The 20,020-nt window shown below is 68.7% G+C and carries 19 protein-coding genes; 7 read left to right on the forward strand and 12 right to left on the reverse strand.

Annotated elements, in window-relative coordinates:
• Positions 1–55: 55 nt before the first annotated feature.
• On the reverse strand, positions 56–1,006 hold the full coding sequence (zapE, locus tag LTV02_RS29005; RefSeq protein ID WP_233035007.1) for a cell division protein ZapE: 951 nt from the start codon (positions 1,004–1,006) through the stop codon (positions 56–58).
• Between the two features lie 78 nt (positions 1,007–1,084).
• Here zapE and LTV02_RS29010 point away from each other — a divergent pair, with 78 nt between their 5' ends.
• Positions 1,085–1,687, forward strand: a complete 603-nt coding sequence (locus LTV02_RS29010) for a TetR/AcrR family transcriptional regulator (RefSeq protein WP_233035008.1) — start codon at positions 1,085–1,087, stop codon at positions 1,685–1,687.
• On the opposite strand, the gene LTV02_RS29015 is transcribed toward LTV02_RS29010, so the two are convergent.
• From LTV02_RS29015 to LTV02_RS29055, 9 genes are all read right to left on the reverse strand, one after another.
• Complete coding sequence (locus LTV02_RS29015; protein ID WP_233035009.1) at positions 1,671–1,973, reverse strand: hypothetical protein; 303 nt, start codon at positions 1,971–1,973, stop codon at positions 1,671–1,673. The two genes, LTV02_RS29010 and LTV02_RS29015, sit on opposite strands and share 17 nt — an antisense overlap.
• An 83-nt stretch (positions 1,974–2,056) precedes the next feature.
• Positions 2,057–3,085 carry a medium chain dehydrogenase/reductase family protein gene (locus tag LTV02_RS29020; protein WP_233035010.1) on the reverse strand — a complete coding sequence of 343 codons (1,029 nt, stop codon included), beginning with the start codon at positions 3,083–3,085 and terminating at the stop codon, positions 2,057–2,059.
• 80 nt (positions 3,086–3,165) lie between these two features.
• A complete protein-coding gene (locus tag LTV02_RS29025) occupies positions 3,166–3,783 on the reverse strand; it encodes a TetR/AcrR family transcriptional regulator (protein WP_233035011.1) in 618 nt (205 codons plus the stop codon).
• 112 nt (positions 3,784–3,895) lie between these two features.
• On the reverse strand, positions 3,896–5,071 hold the full coding sequence (locus LTV02_RS29030) for a lipid-transfer protein (protein ID WP_233035012.1): 1,176 nt from the start codon (positions 5,069–5,071) through the stop codon (positions 3,896–3,898).
• A complete protein-coding gene (locus LTV02_RS29035; protein ID WP_233035013.1) occupies positions 5,068–5,487 on the reverse strand; it encodes a MaoC family dehydratase in 420 nt (139 codons plus the stop codon). Before LTV02_RS29035 ends, LTV02_RS29030 begins: the two co-directional genes overlap by 4 nt.
• Positions 5,484–6,449: a bifunctional MaoC family dehydratase N-terminal/OB-fold nucleic acid binding domain-containing protein gene (locus LTV02_RS29040; RefSeq protein ID WP_233035014.1), complete on the reverse strand. Its 966-nt coding sequence runs from the start codon at positions 6,447–6,449 to the stop codon at positions 5,484–5,486. Before LTV02_RS29040 ends, LTV02_RS29035 begins: the two co-directional genes overlap by 4 nt.
• Positions 6,450–6,527: 78 nt before the next feature.
• On the reverse strand, positions 6,528–7,697 hold the full coding sequence (locus tag LTV02_RS29045; protein WP_067718825.1) for an acyl-CoA dehydrogenase family protein: 1,170 nt from the start codon (positions 7,695–7,697) through the stop codon (positions 6,528–6,530).
• Complete coding sequence (locus tag LTV02_RS29050; RefSeq protein WP_233035015.1) at positions 7,682–8,749, reverse strand: acyl-CoA dehydrogenase family protein; 1,068 nt, start codon at positions 8,747–8,749, stop codon at positions 7,682–7,684. The genes LTV02_RS29045 and LTV02_RS29050 overlap by 16 nt, the downstream gene beginning before the upstream one ends.
• Before the next feature lie 26 nt (positions 8,750–8,775).
• A complete protein-coding gene (locus LTV02_RS29055) occupies positions 8,776–10,929 on the reverse strand; it encodes an acyl-CoA dehydrogenase (RefSeq protein WP_233035016.1) in 2,154 nt (717 codons plus the stop codon).
• A gap of 168 nt (positions 10,930–11,097) precedes the next feature.
• Here LTV02_RS29055 and kstR point away from each other — a divergent pair, with 168 nt between their 5' ends.
• From kstR to LTV02_RS29070, 3 genes are all read left to right on the forward strand, one after another.
• A complete protein-coding gene (gene kstR / locus LTV02_RS29060) occupies positions 11,098–11,751 on the forward strand; it encodes a cholesterol catabolism transcriptional regulator KstR (RefSeq protein ID WP_233035017.1) in 654 nt (217 codons plus the stop codon).
• 255 nt (positions 11,752–12,006) lie between these two features.
• Positions 12,007–14,580: a trehalose-phosphatase gene (gene otsB / locus LTV02_RS29065; protein WP_067718815.1), complete on the forward strand. Its 2,574-nt coding sequence runs from the start codon at positions 12,007–12,009 to the stop codon at positions 14,578–14,580.
• Positions 14,581–14,925: 345 nt separating this feature from the next.
• Entirely contained in the window at positions 14,926–15,867 is a 942-nt protein-coding gene (locus LTV02_RS29070) for a metal ABC transporter solute-binding protein, Zn/Mn family (protein ID WP_233035018.1), read from the forward strand.
• Here LTV02_RS29070 and LTV02_RS39350 read toward each other — a convergent pair.
• The gene (locus LTV02_RS39350; RefSeq protein ID WP_269821568.1) at positions 15,864–15,998 is read right to left on the reverse strand and encodes a hypothetical protein; all 135 of its coding nucleotides are present in this window, start codon (positions 15,996–15,998) and stop codon (positions 15,864–15,866) included. The genes LTV02_RS29070 and LTV02_RS39350 overlap by 4 nt on opposite strands.
• Before the next feature lie 226 nt (positions 15,999–16,224).
• On the opposite strand from LTV02_RS39350, the gene LTV02_RS29075 reads away from it, so the two are divergent.
• Both LTV02_RS29075 and LTV02_RS29080 read left to right on the forward strand, forming a co-directional pair.
• Positions 16,225–17,058 carry a metal ABC transporter ATP-binding protein gene (locus tag LTV02_RS29075; protein WP_408639426.1) on the forward strand — a complete coding sequence of 278 codons (834 nt, stop codon included), beginning with the start codon at positions 16,225–16,227 and terminating at the stop codon, positions 17,056–17,058.
• The gene (locus LTV02_RS29080) at positions 17,055–17,933 is read left to right on the forward strand and encodes a metal ABC transporter permease (RefSeq protein WP_233035020.1); all 879 of its coding nucleotides are present in this window, start codon (positions 17,055–17,057) and stop codon (positions 17,931–17,933) included. The genes LTV02_RS29075 and LTV02_RS29080 overlap by 4 nt, the downstream gene beginning before the upstream one ends.
• A 171-nt stretch (positions 17,934–18,104) precedes the next feature.
• On the opposite strand, the gene LTV02_RS29085 is transcribed toward LTV02_RS29080, so the two are convergent.
• Positions 18,105–18,968, reverse strand: a complete 864-nt coding sequence (locus LTV02_RS29085) for an HhH-GPD family protein (protein ID WP_233035021.1) — start codon at positions 18,966–18,968, stop codon at positions 18,105–18,107.
• Positions 18,969–19,264: 296 nt separating this feature from the next.
• On the opposite strand from LTV02_RS29085, the gene LTV02_RS29090 reads away from it, so the two are divergent.
• Positions 19,265–19,888, forward strand: coding sequence for a carbonic anhydrase (locus LTV02_RS29090; protein WP_067718807.1), 624 nt, complete (start codon positions 19,265–19,267; stop codon positions 19,886–19,888).
• The last annotated feature ends 132 nt before the right edge of the window (positions 19,889–20,020 follow it).

A 20,020-nucleotide genomic window follows, 5' to 3' on the forward strand; every position in this document is an offset into this window, starting at 1 on the left:
GAGAGTCGATCAAGTCGGCGCGTTCACGCCCCGGTCGCCCGCCGGACGCCCGGAGCTATCCGACCCGCTCGGCGCGCAGCGTCCGCAGTTCCCCGAGCCGGCTCAGCGTGCGGTACAGATCCGGCACCCGCCGCACCTGTTCGCCCAGCTCGTCCAGGCCGCGGTCGGCCCAGATCGACAGCGGCAGGTCCGCGTCGTAGAGCACGTCCACGAGGTTCACGAAACGCATGACCCAATCCGGGGGCACCGTGGTGAGGTCCGGGACGCCGCACACGGTCCACACCTTGTATTCCGCCGCGAGTTCCAGGAAGTCGGCCGCCGACACCGGGATGCCGCAGATCTCCGCGAAATCGACGGTGATCGCCCCGTTCCCGGCCGCGCGGGCGTGCATGAGCCGGTGCGCCACCGGCACTTCGGCGGTTCCGGTGACCGGGCACGCGCCGACCACGTACTCCCCCGCCGCGAATCCGGTGTGCCGGCCGTGGATCTTGCGGTAATCCTGCGGGCCGTCCACCGCCAGCACGTCCAGGTGCGCGACGATCTCGGCGATGGCGGGCTCGAACATGGGGTGGAACAAGGGGTTCGGCAGCAGCTGCTCCGGCGGATAGTTCGAGGTCACCACGAGCGTGATGTGCCGGGCGAAGAGCCGGTCCAGCAGCCGCTCCACCAGCCGCGCGTCCCCGGCGTCGTGCACGTGGAACTCGTCGAAGCAGAGCAGTTCGGCATCGCCGAGCAGGGCGTCGGCCGAGGCGTCGATGGAGCCGTATTCGTGCACGCCCGCGTTCAACCGGGCGAAGAAGCTGTGGAAGTGGAAGCGCCGCTTGTGCTTCGACGGCACCGACGCGAAGAACCGGTCCATCAGCATGGTCTTGCCGCGCCCCGGGCCGCCGTACAGGTACAGCCCGCGCGGCCGCCGCCACCGCTTGCCCACCCGGGCCGCGATCTCGGCCAGCCGGTCCGCGGCGGCCTGCTGGTCCGCGTCGAGCACCACGGTCTGCGTGTCCATGACTACCTCCCACATCCTCTACATCAGTAGAGCTTCCTCTATAGTTGTAGAGGATTCCGCAGCCGCAAAGGAACAAAGGTGACCACTCCCACAACGGACCGCCGCTCCCTGATCGTGGAGAGCGCCATCGATCTGATTGCCGCCCAGGGACTCCGGGCGCTCACCCATCGCGCCCTCGATACCGCCCTGGAGCTCCCCGCCGGCTCGACGTCCTACTACTTCCGCACCAAGCGCGCCCTGATCGAAGCCATCGTCGATCGCATCGCCACCCGCTCGCGCACCGATTTCGCCGCCGCCCAGGCCGACGGCAGCACCCCGCCGCCCACCGGACTCGAGCCGCGCGACATAGCGCACGGCATGGCGGTCTGGCTGGATCGGCTACTGGCGCAGCGCCGTAATCATCTGATCACCCGCCACGCCCTGATCGTCGACCTGCTGGCCGACCCCGGCCTGCACGAGAAGCTGGTCGGTTCCCTCTTCTCCCATCACCACGCCGCCGGGCTCTTCCACGCGCTGCACGCCGACGACCCCGACACCGCCGCGGCCGATCTCATCGCCGTCATCGAGGGAGCGATCTTCGACCGCTTCGCCGGCGCCCGGACCGAACTCGCCCCGGGCACCCCGGCCAGCGTGAATCAACTGGCCCGCATCCTGACCGCCCAGCTCAGCGCGTCTTCGTGATCCGCACGTCCGGCCACGGCGGCCGCCGCACCATCGCCGCGGTAGCGAGGGCCGCCGCCACCAGCCCGGTCAGCACCCCGAGGATCGCCACCCGCCCGGCATCCACCGCCGCCTCGAACTTCACCTGGCCCCCGTGCACCACGAACACCCCGATCGCCCGGTTCCCCAGCAGGCCATTGGAACTCACGGTGATCACCGTGGAGCCGTCCGGCGTCTCCACCGGCTCCCCGAACGCCATTTCCTGACTGGCCACCGAATACTTGTTCAACCGACTCGGCAACTTCATGCCCGGCCTCCCGATCTAGTCCTGCGGCCCAATCTACGCCGGACCCGGACCCGGAACTCGTGTTCCACGCCCGGCCCGCCCGATCAGCCGGCCTGCGGCAGCAGCACGACTTTGCCGGTGACGGTGCGGGATTCGGCCAGGGCGAGGGCGTCGCCGGCGGCGGTGAGCGGGAAGCGGGCGGCGATCTGGGGATCCAGTTCGCCGCGGGCGGCCAGGGCGAGCACCGCGGTCAGATCCTCGGCCAGGCGGGCGCGGAAGGCGGAGCGGCGGCGCAGACCGGCCCAGATGTTGTAGAAGTGCGCGGAGCGCTTGTTGGGCAGGGCATTCCAGAGCAGCAGGCGGGCGAAGAGAGCCAGGACGGGGAGGCGGGAGTTGCCGGTCTCGTTCTTGGTGGCGGCGCTGCCGTAGGCGACGAGGGTGCCGCCGGGGGCGAGCAGGCGGAAGGAGTCGAGGATGCCGGGGCCGCCGACATGGTCGAAGACCGCGTCCACGCCATCGGGCGCGAGGGCTCGCACCTGGGCGGTGACGTCGCCGCGGTAATCGACCGGGGTCGCGCCGAGCGCCGCCACGGCTTCGGCATTGCGGGCCGAGGCGGTGCCGATCACCCGGACGCCGGCCAGGCGGGCCAACTGCACCAGGGTCGAGCCCACTCCCCCGTTGGCGCCGTGCACCAGGATGGTCTGCCCGGCACGGACTTTCGCGTGGCGGTGCAGCATCTGCCAGGCGGTGATGCCGTTGACGACGAAGGTTTCGGCGGCGGCCGGATCCAGGTTCTCGGGGACGGGGACCAGGTCGGCGGCGTCCACCAGCACCCGGGTGGCCCAGCCGCCGATCTTGGTCAGCGCGGCGACGCGGCGGCCGAGGAGCGCGGGATCGGTTCCGGGACCGAGGGTTTCGACCGTGCCGACCAGGTCGTAGCCGGGGACGAAGGGGAAGGCGGGCTGGTCGTAGTACTTGCCGCGGCGCATCTGCTGTTCGGCGAAGGAGACGCCGGTGGCTTCGACGCGGACGAGGGCCTGGCCCCGGGCGGGCGGCGGGAGTTCGCGCTGGACGGTGCGCAGTTCGTGCGGTTCCACGAGGCCGGGGAGCAGGATTTCGGTGGTGGTGGACATGAGATTCCTCGATTCATGGTGAGTGACTACTCAGTCACCCGATAGGTGAAAGAAAGGCCCCGAGCATCGGGGCCGAAAAATCAGGCCGTGTGGGCGGTTTCCGCGGTCTTCCCGACGGCGGAAGCCCCGGGCGTTTCCGGGTAGTGGCGAATGCCGGCGGTGAGCACCGCGGCCCAGCCGCCTTCGCCGCCTTCCAATCCGAGCGTGGTGATGAGATGGCACAGCTGGCCGTAGGCCATGAAGCGCTGCACCGCTTCGTCGGACGCACCGGAGCGGGCCTTGGCGTAGTCGGTGACCCGCGCCAGTCCGCGCCGCACCGCGTCGGCGATATCGGCGATATCGGCCGCCGACTGGGCGTGCACCTGGAGCATGAGCAATCGCTTGTCGGCGATGAGTTCGGCGTAGGCCCCGCCCATTTCGTGCAGGACGGCTTCGGGATCCGCGCCCGGAACCCGCGCAGCACCGGTGGCCAGGGACTTCTCCACCAATTCGAAGCAGCGATCGAGCGCCGCCACGAACAACCCCACCTTCGACGGGAACAGCTTGAAGACATAGGCGGTGGAGATGCCCGCACTCGCCGCGACCGCCGTGGTGGGCGTGCCGTGGTACCCGGTCCGGGCGAATTCGGTGATCGCCGCGTCGACGACCGCCTCGCGCCGCACATCCGAGGTGGAGAGGGAAACTCCGCGCTTTGCCATGTGAGTGACTGTACACTCACTCTCGTCGGCGGCACAACCCTCGCAACGCGGAACACCCCCGAGCGCCGTCCGGAGCGCTCGGGGGTGCTTACGAATCACCCTGCGGGCGAGGCTAGTTCGAGGTCAGCACCAGACCGGAGGTGGGCACGCCGGTACCGGCCGTGACCACGATGTTCTCCAGGCCCTCGACCTGATTCACCGAGGTGCCGCGAATCTGGCGCACGCCCTCGGCGATGCCGTTCATGCCGTGGATGTACGCCTCGCCCAGCTGACCGCCGTGCGTGTTCAACGGCAGCTTGCCGCCGATCTCGATGGCCCCGTCCTTGATGAAGTCCTTGGCCTCGCCGCGACCGCAGAACCCGAGCTCCTCGAGCTGCATGAGCACGAAGGGCGTGAAGTGGTCGTACAGGATGGCGGCCTGCATATCGGCCGGGGTCAGCCCGCTCTGCGCCCACAGCTGATCACCGACCAGGCCCATTTCCGGCAGGCCGGTCATGGCATCGCGGTAATAGCTGGTCATGACGTACTGATCGGCTCCGGAACCCTGTGCGGCCCCGGCGATCAGCGCCGGCTTGTTGGGCAGATCCTTGGCCCGCTCGGCACTGGTGATGACGATGGCCACGCCGCCGTCGGTCTCCTGGCAGCAATCCAGCAGGTGCAGCGGCTCCGCGATCCAGCGCGAGGCCTGGTGCTCCTCCAGGGTGATCGGCTTGCCGTAGAAGTGCGCGGCCGGATTCACGGCGGCGTGCTTGCGATCGGCGACCGCGATGCGGCCGAAATCCTCACTGCGCGCGCCGTATACGTGCATGTAGCGCCGCGCCACCATCGCCACCTGCGCGGCCGGGGTGCCCAGGCCGTGCGTGTAGGAGAAGGCGTTGTCGACGCCCGAGGAGCTGGGGTTGCCGGTCGCGAGGTGAGTCGCGAACTGCCCGAACCTATTTCCGGAGCGCTCGTTGAAAGCCCGGTACGCGACAACGACATCCGCGACGCCCGTGGCCACCGCGAGCGCGGCGTGCTGCACGGTGGCGGCGGCCGCGCCGCCGCCGAACGGGATGTTGGAGAAGAACTTCAGGCTCGGGATACCGCTGGCCCGGGCCACGGCGGCCTGGGTGTTGGTGTCCATGGTGAAGGTCGTCAGGCCGTCCACGTCGGCGGGCGTCAGGCCCGCGTCGGCGAGCGCCGCGGTGACCGCCTCGGCGGCCAGGCGCAGTTCACTGCGACCGGAGTCCTTGGAGAAATCCGTCGCGCCGATGCCGACGATCGCGGTCCGGCGGCTGGTGCCCGTCACTGCTGGGCCTCCTGAAGAGAGATAACGGCTTTCGCCACGATGTGATCACCGAGGCTGTCGCTGCCGGTGACCTGGATGGTGACGTCGGATCCCTCGATCTCGGTCACGGTGCCGGAAAGCGTCAGCGTGTCACCGGCGTACAGCGGCACGCCCAGGCGCAGCGAGATGGACTTCACCCGCGCGGCCGGACCGGCCCAGTCGGTGACGAAGCGCTGCACCAGACCGGTGTCGGTGAGGATATTGACGAAGATGTCCTTGGACCCCCGCGCGACCGCCTTGTCCCGGTCGTGGTGCACGTCCTGGAAATCCCGCGTCGCCAGCGCGGTGGCGATGATGAAGGTGGGGTCGGCATGAATCGCCAACTCCGGCAAAACCGTTCCGACGGCGACGGTGGCCGGTTCGATGGTGGATGTCATCGGACAGCCTTCCAGTAGGGCACGGTGTTGTCGTCGTCGATCTTCAGGAACGCGGCCTCGACCGGCAGGCCGATCTCGACCTCGGACGCGTCGACGCCGGTCAGCTCACCGAGCATGCGCACGCCCTCTTCCAGCTCGACCAGGGCGATCACGTACGGCAGCTGCCGTCCCGGCACCTTGGGCGCGTGGTGCACCACGAAGCTGAACACGGTGCCGCGGCCCGAGGCCACGACGTAGTCGGTCTGCTCCGTGTGGTCCTTCCACAGCGCCGGCACCGGCGGATGCTGGAGCGAACCGTCGGGCCGCTGCTGGATGCGCAGCTCGCCGAGCTTGGTGCCCTCCCAGAAGAATTCGGTGTCCTTGGAGACCGTGGGCCGCACCCGCTTGGCCAGATCCTCCGCCGAAACCTCGCCGGATTCCTCGGGGGCAGCCGTCTTTCCGGTCCCGGGCGCGAACTTCAGCATCCGGAACTTCATCTCGGTGACGAGCTCGTCGCCGACGTACCAGTTGGTGAGGTAGGTGGTGAACCACCCGTCGCCGAGCCCGGTCTTCTTGGGCCCCACGATGTCTCCGATGCTGGTGCGCACCGTCACCTGCTCGCCCAGCTCCAGGTACCGGTGGTAGACCTGATCGCAGTTGGTGGCCACGACCGAGGTGAACCCGGCCGCGTCGAACAGCTCGTTGGTGCGGGTCATCGGGTCGTCGTCGGCGCGCACGCCGCCCAGTCCCAGCATGGTCCACACCTGCGCCATGGCGGGCGGGGCCACGATCCCGGGATGCCCGGCCGCCTTCGCGGCGGCCTCGTCCACGTAGATCGGGTTGGCGTCGCCGAGCGCCTCGACCCAGTTGTTGATCATGGGCTGATTGATCGGATCCCGCCCCGCGCGCGGCGCGGACTCACCGTCGGCCTTGATCTTCTCCAGGCCCGCGCGGATCTCGTCGGCCGTGAAACTCGTTGTCACGCTGAAACTCCTATCGCGGCACGCGGGGCAGCCGCAGGCCCATCTGGGCAATCGGACCCAGCCGCATGATCTCGTCCTTCATCGGGGCACCCGCGGCAGCCGCAGGCCCATCTGGGCGATCAGCTCGCGCATGATCTCGTTGACGCCGCCGCCGAAGGTGACCACCAGGTTCTGCTTGGTGCGGCGGTCCAGCCACACCAGCAGGTCCGCGGTGGCGGGTTCGGCGGGATCGCCGTAGCGGCCCACGATCTCCTCGGCCAGGCGGCCGGCCTCCTGCAGCGCCTCGGTGGAGAACACCTTGGTGGCGGAGGCATCGGAGATGACATCGGCCGGATTCGCGTCGGGGCGTTCCATATTGGACGCCACCTGCCAGTTCAGCAGTTCGTTCAGCCGGACCATGGCGTGCAGGCGGCCCAGCGAGCGGCGCACTTCCTGCTCACCCAGCACGCCCTGCTTCTGCGCCCATTCGCGCACCCGCTCGTAGAGCTGCTCGATCTTGCCCGACGGGCCGAGGCTGACGCGCTCGTGATTGAGCTGGGTGGTGATGAGCTTCCAGCCGCCGTTCTCCTCCCCGACGATCATGTTCGCGGGCACGCGCACATTGTCGAAGTAGGTGGCATTGGTGTGATGCGCGCCGTCGGCGGTGATGATCGGCGTCCAGGAGTAGCCCGGATCCTTGGTATCGACGATCAGGATCGTGATGCCCTTGTGCCGGGATTCCACCGTCCCGGTGCGCACCGCCAGCCAGATGTAATCGGCCTCGTGCGCACCGGTGGTGAAGATCTTCTGCCCGTTGACGATCCAGTCGCCGTTCGCGTCCTTCACGGCGCTGGTGCGCAGCGCCGCCAGGTCGGTCCCCGCGTCCGGCTCCGAGTATCCGATGGCGAAATGCACGTCACCAGTGAGGATCCCGGGCAGGAACTTCTGCTTCTGCTCCGGCGTGCCGAAACTCTGCAGCGCCGGGCCGACGGTCAGCAGGGTGACCAGCGGCACCGGCACGTCCGCGCGCACGGCCTCGTTGTAGAAGATCTGCTGTTCCAGCGGGCCGAAACCCTGCCCGCCGTATTCGACGGGCCAGCCGAGGCCGAGCTTGCCGTCCGCGCCCATCCGCTTCACCACCGCGCGATAGGCATCGCCGTGGCGGTTCACCAGCATCTCGGCCTCCTCTTCGGGAGTCACGAGACCGGTGAAGTACGAACGCAATTCGTCGCGCAGCTGCCGCTGTTCCGCGGTCAGTTCGATGAACATCTGGCTCCCAAGCGATCCAGCCGGAACGATTCGCCGCCGAGCCAGCGCGCGATGTCCTTGGCCTGTGAGTAGTAGCGGTGCAACGGGTGGGTCATATCGACGCCGAGACCACCGTGCAGGTGATGGCACTTCTGCATGGCCGCAGGCAGCTCGGAGGCCACCGTATAGGCCAGCACGTCCAGATCGTCGTCGATGCGGTCCAGGTGTTCGGCGGAGTCGTCGTCCTGCGCGAGCGCCCAGTTGGCCGAGGTGTTCGCGGCGTGCAGCGTCCGCGAGACCACGTAGACATCGGCGATCTGCTGTGCGACAGCCTGGAATTCGGCCAGCGCGCGGCCGAACTGCTGCCGGGTGCGGACATGTTCGGCGGTCAGCGCGATGACGCCCTTGAGCAGGCCGTCGGCCACCGAGCCGATGCTCGCCAGCGCGAAGCGGTGCAGTTCGGTCAGCCCGCCGGGCAGCAATTGCTCGGCCGGGATCTGCACCTCGTCGAAGGCCACCGAGAACTCCGGCACGCCATCGGAAGTGGGGCTCGCGGTCTTGGTGATGCCGGGGGCGTCACCGTCCACCACGGCGATACCGCTGTCGGTGGGCACCAGCAGCCAGCGCGTGGTGTCCGCGTACGGCACCGCCACCTTGCGGCCGGTGATGCGCACGGTGACGCCGTCCGGCGTGGCCGTGGTCTCGGGCTTCACGGTGAACGGCGAGCCGGTCTCGTGCAGGGCGGCGGTCAGCACCGCACCCTGCGCGACGGCCGGAAACACCTTCTCCGCCAGCGCATCCGGCGCCCCGATGGCCAGCAGGGGCAGCACGCCGAAGCCCAGGGTGCTCAGCGCCGGGGTCTGCACGGCATCGGTGGCCAGCTCGGTGAGCAGCGTCGACACCTCCAGCAGCCCCATCTCGTCGCCGCCGAAGCGTTCGGGCAGCGGCAGGGCCAGCAGTCCGGACTCGGCAATGACCGGCCAGAGCTTGATATCGCGCGCGCTATCGTGCTCCAGCAAACTTACGACAACCTCGGCGACAGCATCCTGGCTCTCGTCCCGCGTGAAGTCCAATTCCATACTCCCGGTTGAAGGGTGGGCTAGCCGTGCGACTCGCGCGGCAGTCCGAGGATCCGTTCACCGGCGACGGTCAACAGAATCTGCTCGGTACCGCCAGCAATCGACAAACAGCGTGTGAGCAGGAATTCTTTCACCACATCGGTCTCGAGAGCACCCGCCGCACCGGACAATTCGACCGCAAATTCGGCGACCGCCTGGCGGTGTCTGACACCGACCAGCTTGCGCACGCTGGACTGCGGTCCAGGATCTCCACCGGACAGCAGCTTCTGCGCGGCACGAGCTTCCAGCAAAGTTCCAGCGACCGATTCGGAGATGAGTCCTCCGAGTCGGTCCGCCACCCGTTCGGCGCCGGGGCCCGACTTCGGAGCGGCGGCGATCATGGCCTCCAGCTCGTCGCCGATTCCCTTGCCGCCCATGGCGACCCGCTCCGCCGACAGCGTGGAACGGGCGATCTTCCACCCATTGCCGAGCTGACCGACCAAGCAATCGTCCGGGACGAAGACATCGTCCAGGAAGACCTCGTTGAAACGCGCCTCGCCGGTGATCTCGACCAGCGGGCGGATATCGATCCCGGCGGACTTCATATCCACCAGGAAGTAGGAGATGCCCTTGTGCTTGGGGGCGTCACCGTCGGTGCGCGCCAGGCAGATGCCCCAGGTCGCCTTGTCGGCGAGCGAGGTCCAGACCTTCTGGCCCTGGAGCTTCCAGCCGCCCTCGACCCGGGTCGCCGTGGTGCGCAGCGCCGCGAGATCGGAACCCGCGCCCGGCTCGGAGAACAGCTGGCACCAGAGCACATCGCCGGTCAGCGTCGGCAGCGCGTAGCGCTCGATCTGCTCGGGCGAACCCCATTGCAGCAGGGTCGGAATCGCCCAGTTGGCAATGGCCAGCTCGGGCAGTTCGATCCCGGCCTTGCGGACCTGATCGTCGAGGAAGGTGCGCAGGATCGGGCCCGCGCCCCGGCCGTACGGCTTGGGCCAGTGCGAGGCCAGCAGGCCGGATTCGGCCAGCGCGACGCGCTGCTGCTCCGGCGGCAGGGCGGCGATCTTGGCGAGATCGGCGGCCAGCACGGCCGCTTCACCGGCATCCAAACCGACGGTGTCCCAATCGGCTTCGCCCTCGCCGTCACCCAGGTCCAGGCCCACGGTGCGGCGCTGGCCCGCCAGGGTCAGTTCCGCGACCCGGGCCCGCCAGCGGGCGCTGCCGCCCAGCAACTGGCGGATGGCGGTGGCCTTGCGCAGGTACAGGTGGGCGTCGTGCTCCCAGGTGAAACCGATTCCACCGAGCACCTGAATGCAGTCCTTGGCGGTCTCGACGGCGGCATCGAGCGCGACCACCAGGGAAATGGCGGCGGCCAGCGGCAGTTCGGGGCTACCGGTGTCGACGGCGTGCGCGGCATCGGCGGCGACCGCGCGAATCTGCTCGGCCCGGCACAGCATCCAGGCGCAAATGTGTTTCACCGCTTGGAATTCGCCGATTTTCTTGCCGAATTGCTCACGCACCTTGGCGTATTCGACGGCGGTCTCCAGGCACCAGCCCGCGAGGCCGGCGGCCTCGGCGGCAACCAGCACGGCGGCCAGGTCCAGCACGCGCTGCCGCGGCTGGAAGATCTTTTCCGGCGCGACAGCAACATCCGAGCAGCTGACCTTGGCCAGCGGGGTGCTGCGGTCGATGGCGTCGAGGGGCTCGATGCGCAGACCGGCGGCGTCGGCGTCGACCAGGCACCAGAGTGACCGGTCGCCATCGACGATCGGGAGCAGGACGGCGGTGCCCGGGGCAGCGCCCAGGACCGAGTCCCACTCACCGGACAAGATCACACCGGATTCCCCGGCGGATATTGCGATTTCGCCCCCGAGAGCCACGCCGCACGGCGTATCCTCGTCGAGCATCTCGCCGGCAACGAGACCAGCCAATGCCGTCGAGAGCACGGGACCGCCGACCAGATCATGCGCCGCCTGCTCCACCAGGACAGCCAGATCCCCGACGGAACCACCAGCTCCGCCGTTCTCCTCCGGGACCGCGACCCGGAAAATTCCGAGTTCGGCCAGGCGCGACCAATATTCGCGCCAATATTCCGGTGCTCCGGTTCGCATTGTTGCAATTGGACGCACCGCCGCGGCCCATCCGCGCATCGACTCCTGAACGGCTTTATGCTCGTCAGTGGTGGCTATGGTCACACTCCATACCGCCTTTCCGGAGTGACTTCCGCTCCTAGAACATGTTCTAATGTTCAGGCCGGGCGGAAGTCAAGCGCCGTCAGGTCGCGGTACGAACTCGTAGCCCACCGCCACCGGACGACTGGGTGAGATGACCGAACGATTCGTGCAGGAAAGGACTTTCAACCGATGGCCAGTCCCTCCCGATCGCAAGCAGCAGCCGATCAGGTGGCCGCCGCGCGCACCGCGCCCGTGACCACGCTCAGCGAGGAGGACCTCAGCTCGGCCGCGCAGCGCGACCGGCGCAAACGCATTCTCGACGCCACCCTCGCGCTCGCCTCCAAGGGCGGCTACGACGCGGTGCAGATGCGGGCCGTCGCCGAACGCGCCGATGTCGCCGTCGGCACGCTCTACCGGTACTTCCCGTCCAAGGTGCACCTGCTGGTGTCGGCCCTGGCCCGGGAATTCGAGACCTTCGAGGGCCGCCGCAAGCCGCTGGTCGGCGCCACCGCGCAGGAGCGCATGCACCTGCTGCTCACCCAGGTCACCCGCGCCATGCAGCGCGACCCCCTGCTCACCGAGGCCATGACCCGCGCGTTCATGTTCGCCGACGCCTCGGCCGCGGCCGAAGTCGACCGGGTGGGCAAGGTCATGGACCGGTTCTTCGCCCGCGCCCTCGCCGACGAGAACCCCACCGAGCGCCAGCTCGCCATCGCCCGCGTCATCTCCGACGTCTGGCTCTCCAACCTGGTCGCCTGGCTCACCCGCCGCGCCTCCGCCACCGACGTCACCGAGCGCCTCGAGTTGACCGTCGACCTCCTCATCGGAGACAGCAAGAAGTAGCACCGCGCGAACGCCCGGCGGGCGTTCGCCGGGTGTGACGAAGGTCCGTCCACTGCCGGAGAGTGGGCGGGCCTTTTCGTTGTTGCTACAACGTGACTGGTCAAGGGGGGTTCGCACAGCGGAACCGGACAATCGGTGAACGAGACGCAAGTGTCTTGTAAACGCTATGTATCACCACACATACGAAGGGGAAACCAGTACCCAGTAGCATCACTCGCGCCCTGAAAAATCTCCTCCGATCATTAGGTTGGATGCGTGAGCGCACAGGATTTGCCACTCGAACTTCGCCGTGCGTTGGCGGCCATCGCCCGCGTGCCACGGCTGCTGGTCGCTTCGGACTACGACGGGACCATCGCGCCCATCGTCTCCGACCCCGCGAAGGCCTATCCCCATAGGGAATCCGTCAGCGCCCTGCGCGCCCTGGCTTCCCTCACCGGCACCACCGCCGCCGTCATCTCCGGGCGTGCCCTGCGAGATCTCGCGGCCCTGTCCCGGCTGCCCGTCGAGGTCCAACTCATCGGCAGCCACGGTTCCGAATTCGATGTCGGCTTCGTGCACGCCATCGACAACGACGCCAAACAACTACTGCAAGAGGTCACCTCGACCCTCACCCAGATCGCGCAGGACAATCCCGGCGCGACGGTCGAGATCAAACCCGCCTCCGTGGCACTGCACGTCCGCAATGCCAGCCCCGAAATCGGCCGCCGCGCACTGGTTCAGGTCCGGCAGGGCCCCGCCAGCTGGGTGGGCGTGCAGATCACCGAGGGCAAGGAAGTCATCGAACTCGCGGTCGTCGAGACCGACAAGGGCGCGGCCCTCGACATCGTCCGGCATCAGCAGGGCGCTTCGGCGGCGGTGTTCATCGGTGACGACGTCACGGACGAGAAGGCCTTCAAACGGCTCTCCGGGCCCGATGTCGGCATCAAGGTGGGCGACGGGGAAAGCCTCGCCAAGTACCGAGTCGCCAGCACCGAGGAGGTGTCGAAGGCGCTGGCGTTCCTGCTCGAGGAACGCCGCACATGGTTGGCAGGTGCCAGCGCCCCTCGAATCGAGCGGCTGACCATGCTGGCCAGCCCGCGCTCCAAAGCCCTTGTCACCCCGGACGGCACCATCACCTGGCTGTGCCATCCCGAACCCGATTCGGCGGCGGTGTTCGCGCACCTGCTCGGCGGGCCGGGCGCGGGCCACTTCACCATCCAGCCGGAGCGCGCGGGCCTGCCGCTGTCGCAGCGGTACGTGGACGGCACCATGACCGTCGAAACCCGTTGGTCCAGTTTGCAGGTGGTGGACTACCTGCCGCACGATGTCGTCCCCGAGCGCACCGACCTGACCCGCGTCATCACCGGTGACGCCAAGGCGGTCATCACCTTCGCGCCGCGACCGGAATTCGGTCAGGTGCCGGTGCGCATCGTGCACGCGGCCGGCGGTTTGAAGGTGCAGGGCACCAACGATCCGATCGTGCTGCGCTCCCCCGGCGTGGAGTGGGAGATCCTCGACGAGGGCAACCATCACACCGCGCGGGCCGTGGTCGATCCCGCACAGGGCCCGATCGTGCTCGAAATGCGCTGCGGCACCTCCGATCTCGCCCCCGCCATGACCCCCGAGGCGGACCGGCGGCGGGAAGCCGAACGGTACTGGTCGGAATGGGTCGGCACGCTGGAACTGCCGCCGCTCAAGCCCGACCTCATGAAGCGGTCCGCGCTCACCCTGCGCGGGCTGGTGCACGCACCGTCCGGTTCCATCCTGGCGGCGGCCACCACCTCGCTGCCCGAGGACATCGGCGGCGTGCGCAACTGGGACTACCGCTACTGCTGGCTGCGCGATGCCTCGCTGACGGCGTCCGCGCTGGTCTCGCTGGGCTCGGTCGGCGAGGCCGAGGAGCTGCTGGCCTGGGTGCACCGGGTGCTGGAGACCCTGCCGGGACCCGAACGGCTGCACCCGCTCTACACGCTCTACGGCGAGACCCTGCCGCCCGAGGCCGTCATCGACCAGCTGCCCGGCTATGCCGGATCGCGGCCGGTGCGCGTCGGCAACGCGGCGAACATGCAGGTGCAGCTGGACGTTTTCGGTCCCATCGTGGACCTGATCTCGCAGCTGGCCCACGCGCGCGAGCGCAAGGGCATCACCGATCCGGCCAAGGCGCTGCCCGACGCCGATTGGGAATTGGTGCACGCCATGGTTTCCGCGGTGCAGCGCCGCTGGCGCGAACCCGACCACGGCATCTGGGAGATCCGCGGCAATCCGCGGCATCACGTGTACTCCAAGGTGATGGGCTGGCTCACCGTAGACCGTGCCCTCACCCTCGCCCGGCAGTTCGGCCGTCCCGCCGATCTGGACTGGGAAGCCCTGCGCGACACCATCGCCGACGAGGTGAAGTCCGAGGGCTGGAACGAGGAAGTGCAGTCCTACACCGCCGCCTACGAGGGCACCGACCTCGACGCGGCCACCCTGCACATCGGCCTGAGCGGTCTGATCGACCCCTCCGACCCCCGCTTCGCGGCCACCGTCGTCGCGACCGAAGCCGAACTCCGCAGCGGTTCCACCGTCTACCGCTACCACCACGACGACGGCCTGCCCGGCGGTGAAGGTGGCTTCCACCTGTGCGCCGCGTGGCTGGTCGAGGCGTATCTGCTCATCGGCAAGCGCGAGGACGCGGAAGCGCTCTTCGCCCAGCTGGTCGATGTGGCGGGTCCGACCGGTCTCCTCTCCGAGGAGTACGACCCCGTCGCCGAACGGTCCCTGGGTAACCACCCGCAGGCGTACAGCCACCTCGGCCTGCTGCGCTGCGCGCAGCTGCTGAGCCAGCCGGTCGCCGCGCTGACCACGTAGGTCCTACCGGACCTGAGAGAGATGGCCCCCGCGAACTGACGTTCGCGGGGGCCGTCCGCGTTTCGGGGGGGTAGCGCAGCGCCGCTTGCTTCGAGCGGCCGGTTGCGCTGTGGCCGCCATGGGTCGGCGGGAGTTCCCGCACCGCGCGCCCTGCCCCACATACCGTCGCCCGCGCCGTGCGCGCCGCCGCCAGGATCCTCCTCTACCGGGGGTGTGGGGGTGCAACCCCCACGTGTCCCCCACCACAACCGGGCGGTCGGATTACTGCCCTGCTGGACACTTGCGCTACATTTTAATGGCAATCGTTTTCGTTTTAGTTAAGCGTCAGGTTCCAGGAGTTACCGCGTGAACAAGAGATTTGCCCGAGGATTCGCGTTCTTCGCCGCAGGGCTCGCCGCAGTGGCAACCCTGACCGCTTGCGGGAGCTCGAAGCACGATTCCGATCAGCTCACCGTGCTGGCCTCCACCAATGTGTGGGGCGATATCGCCAAGACCGTCGCCGGCTCCGATGCCAAGGTCGAGTCCCTGATCTCCGATCCCAGCGCCGACCCGCACTCGCACGAGGTCAGCCCGCTGGAAGCCACCAAGATCCAGGATGCCGCGCTGGTCGTCTACAACGGCGGCGGCTACGACGAGTTCATCGACAAGGCCATCAGCGGCAAGAACAAGAAGACCGTCAACGCCTTCGAGATCGCCTCCGGCCACGACGAGCACGCCGAGGCCGCGAAGTCGCAGCCGACCGAGACCGCGGGCCACAACCACGGCGATACCAACGAGCACGTCTGGTACGACCCGCACACCGTCGGCCACGTCGCCGAGCAGATCGCCGACGCTCTCGGCGAACTCGACCCGGACCACAAGCAGGGCTACGCCGATCGCGCCGCCGGCTTCGTCACCCAGCTGACCGGTATCGAGACCATCATCGCCAAGATCGCGGCCGAGCATCCGAACCAGCCGGTCCTGCAGACCGAACCGCTGGCCTACTACCTGCTCGTGGACGCCAAGGCCGACGACCGCACCCCGCATTCCTTCCAGGAAGCCGTCGAACAGGGCACCGACCCGTCCCCCGCCGATGTCGCCGCCGTGCGAGACCTGTTGAACGGCAAGCAGGTTCGCGCCCTCGTCTACAACATCCAGACCGAGGACAAGGCCACCAAGGACCTGCGCGCCACCGCCGACAAGGCCGGCGTCGCCGTCGTCGAGGTCACCGAAACCCTGCCCGAGGGCCAGAACTACGTGCAGTGGATGACCACCAACGCCCAGTCCCTGGCCAAGGCGCTCGGCTAGGCCCGCGCCATGCCCACCGTTCCGCTCAGCGAGGACATCGCCGCGACCGCATCCCGGTCCCGGCGGAATTCCCCGGACGCCCACTCGGCGTCCGGGGAATTCCCCGCTCCCGGAACCGGTTCGACAGCCACGACCCCCACCCGGACCGCAACCCCCACCGGGAGCACCGCCATGAACGCGCACCACGCTGTATCACCGCCGCTCGCCCGCCCCGACGTCGCCGTAGACGAAGACGCAACGCCCGCAACCGAATCCGCGATCACCTCCGGCACGACTCCGCCCGCAACCGAATCCGCGAGCCCCTCCGACACGACTCCGCCCGCCGCCGAAATCCGCACGCCCGCCGCGGGAGCCGCGATTCCCGCGGTTCGGCTGACCGGGGCGCGGCTGGCGTTCGGGGAGCGCACGCTGTGGCAGGACCTGGATCTCGAGGTGCGGCCGGGCGAGTTCATCGCGGTGCTGGGGCCGAACGGGTCCGGCAAGACGTCGATGCTGAAAATGCTGCTCGGGCAGGTGAAGTTGTCGGCGGGGACCGTGGAGATCGCGGGCTCCGGGGCGCGCACCGGGAATCCGGATATCGGGTACGTGCCACAGCAGAAGACCATCGACGGCGGGGCGCAATTGCGCGGCGTCGATCTGGTCGGGCTCGGTGTGGACGGACATCGGTGGGGATTCGGTCTGCGCGGCCGCAAAGAACGCAAAGCCAAAGTGGCGCAGGCCATCTCGGACGTCGGGGCGGAGCGGTTCGCGTACGCGCCGCTGGACGTGCTCTCCGGTGGCGAACAACAGCGGCTACGGGTGGCGCAGGCGCTGGTCGGGGATCCGCGGGTGCTGCTGTGCGACGAGCCGCTGCTGTCGCTCGACATGGCCAATCAGCGGCTGGTGTCGGAGCTGATCGACAAGCGCCGGCGCACCCACGACACGGCCGTGCTGTTCGTCACCCACGAGCTCAATCCCATTCTGCCGCTGGTGGATCGGGTGCTGTACCTGGTCGACGGCAAATTCCGGATCGGCACACCGGACGAGGTGATGACCTCCGAGGTGCTCTCCGAGCTCTACCGCACCCAGGTCGACGTACTGCGCGTGCGCGGGCGGCTGGTCGTGGTCGGCACCGGCGACAGCATGGACGCGCTCGGCTCGGCCGGGCACTGCCACGGCGAGGATCCGAACTGCCACGAGGACAAGGCATGATCGACAAACTCTCCGACGTCTTCTCGAAGATGTTCGACTTCTCCACCACCGGGCACCTGCTGTCCTACGACTTCGTACAGCAGGCGGTGCTGGCGGCGGCGCTGCTCGGCCTGCTGGCCGGGGCGATCGGCCCGCTGATCATCAGCCGGCAGATGTCGTTCGCGGTACACGGCACCAGCGAGCTCTCGCTCACCGGCGCGGCGGCGGCGCTGCTCGCCGGTATCGGCGTCGGCCTGGGCGCGATCATCGGCTCGGTGGTGGCGGCCGTCCTGTTCGGCGTGCTGGGTTCCCGTGCCCGCGAACGTGATTCGGTGATCGCGGTGGTGCTCTCGTTCGGCCTCGGCCTGTCGGTGCTGTTCCTGTGGCTCGGCCCGGAACGCGCGGGCTCCAAGTTCTCGCTGCTCACCGGCCAGGTGGTGAGCGTCGGCAACAGCGGGCTCACCCTGCTCGCGACCTGCACCGCCGGAGTGCTGATCGTGCTGGCGGCCATCTACCGGCCGCTGCTGTTCGCCAGCACCGACCCGGAAGTGGCGGTGGCGCGGGGTGTTCCGGTGCGCGCGCTGTCCATCGTGTTCGCGGTGCTGCTCGGCATCACGGCGGCGTTCGGCGTGCAGATCGTCGGCGCGCTGCTGGTGCTCTCCCTGCTGATCACCCCGGCGGCCGCGGCGGCACAGCTCACCGCCAGCCCGGCGCGCGCGGCGATCCTGGCCATCGTGTTCGCCGAAACCGCGGCGGTGGGCGGCATTCTGCTCTCGCTCGCGCCCGGCGTGCCGGTATCCACCTTCGTCACCGGCATCTCGTTCACCATCTATCTCGTCTGCCGTGTCGTCGGCTCCCGGACGCGAGCCCGCCGCCGCGCGCTCGTTCCCGCCTGACCTCACGCTCTTCCACCCATCCGGCGCAGCTGAGCCGCCCAGCCGGATGCGGCACGACCCCCGAAGAGCGTGGGGCTGCCATCTGCCGCATGAGGGGCGGCAGATGGTGCCCCGCCGCACCCCTTCCCGCGTGACGCCCCCTCGTCCCGTGCGGGGAGGGGTGCGCGCATTTCAGGCTTCGCCCGCCAGGGCGAACAGGCCGTCGGCGGTCTGCTCGATCAGGCCGTCGACCAACAGCGAGTCGAGGGCGCGGTCACGCTGGCCCGGATCGCGAGTCCAGGCCAGGTCCAAGCGGACTCGTTCGACGGGGCCGGTGGCAGCGCGCAGCACATCCAGGAGGCGGCCGCGGGCCTGGCGATCGGTGCCCTCGTACTTCTGGACGCGGCGGACCACGTCGGACGCCGGTCGGCCCGCGGAAACCCAAGCGCACGAAGGCAATGGGCAGCGGGCGCAGTCGGGGGTGCGGGCGGTGCAGACGGTCGCGCCCAATTCCATGAGAGCGGCGGAGAAGACGGCCGCGCGATCCACCTTGGCGGGCAACAGCGCTTCGGTTTCGGCGAGGTCGCGCGCGGCCGGATTGCCCGCTTCGGCGCGGCCGTGCACGGCGCGGGCGACGACGCGGCGAACATTGGTGTCCACCACGGGGACTCGCTGGCCGTAGGCGAAACAGGCCACCGCGCGAGCGGTGTACGCGCCGATGCCGGGCAGGCTCAGCAGGACATCGACATCGGTCGGCACCTCATCACCGTGATCACGCGCGAGCACCTGGGCGCATTCGTGCAGCCGCAGCGCGCGGCGTGGATACCCGAGTTTGCCCCAGGCCCGCAGCACTTCGCCTTGGGATTCAGCGGCCATGGCCGAGGGCACCGGCCAGCGCGCGACCCATTCCCGCCAAATCGGTTCCACCCGAACCACCGGGGTCTGCTGGAGCATGATCTCGCTCATCAAGATCTGCCACGCGGTCACCTCCGGCCGCCGCCACGGCAGATCACGGGCGGTTTCGCCGTACCAGTCGATGAGCACGTCGCTGTCCACGAAGACCTCCTGCCGGCAACCGGAGCCGGGATTTCCCCCACGAGCTCACGCCAGCGATGGTAGCTATCCCGCCTCCCCGCGCCTTCAGCGCCAGGCTCGAGTGCCCCCGAACGTCGGGCCGGCGACCGGCGGTCCGGCAAGAACTCCACTTCGCCCGTCCCCGACGAGTTACCCTCGCCGCACGACATCAGCTGTCACCTTCTCACCGGGTGCGGTGTGAGGTGGTCGGTCCCTCTTTGCCCGACCGTAACTTCGCAGACTCGCCGGTAACCGACGACGTATGGAAAATGGGACACATGCCGCATTCCAACCCGATCAGCGCCTGGAAATCCCTGCGTGAAGGGAATGAGCGCTTCGTCAACGGCGCGTTGCAGCACCCTAGCCAGGGGGCCGCCGATCGCGCCAAGCTCGTTTCCGGACAGCAACCGCAGGCCATTCTGTTCGGCTGCGGCGACTCGCGCGTGGCCGCCGAGATCATCTTCGATCAGGGCCTCGGCGATATGTTCGTGGTCCGCACCGCCGGTCACGTGGTGGACAGTTCGGTGCTCGGCTCCATCGAATACGGCGTGCAGGTGCTGAACGTGCCGCTCATCGTGGTGCTCGGTCACGACAGCTGCGGGGCCGTGCGCGCCACCATCGACGCCCTCGACCACGGCAATGTGCCGGGCGGGTTCATTCGCAGCGTGGTGGAGCGGGTGACGCCGTCCATCCTGATCGGGCGGCGCGAGGGCCTGAGCGAGGTCGACGAGCTGGAAGCGCGCCACGTGGAGGAGACCGCGCGCCTGCTCATGCAGCGTTCGATGATCATCTCGCAGCGGGTGGCCACCGGCGAGTGCGCCATCGCCTGCGTCACCTACAACCTGGGCGAGGGCCAGATCAAGCTGCACCGCGTGATCGGCAATATCGGCGAGGTCGTGTAGTACCGGACCAAACGGACACCTTGCGGAGCTCGCGGACGATACCGACCGCGCCGCAAGGTGTTTCGTCTTTCCGGGGCCCGCCACGCCGCCGCCGGGCGCGGAAATGTACCTGTCGCGTAGGCCGTTTCACCT

This window comes from Nocardia yamanashiensis, assembly GCF_021183565.1.
GTDB lineage: Bacteria > Actinomycetota > Actinomycetes > Mycobacteriales > Mycobacteriaceae > Nocardia > Nocardia yamanashiensis.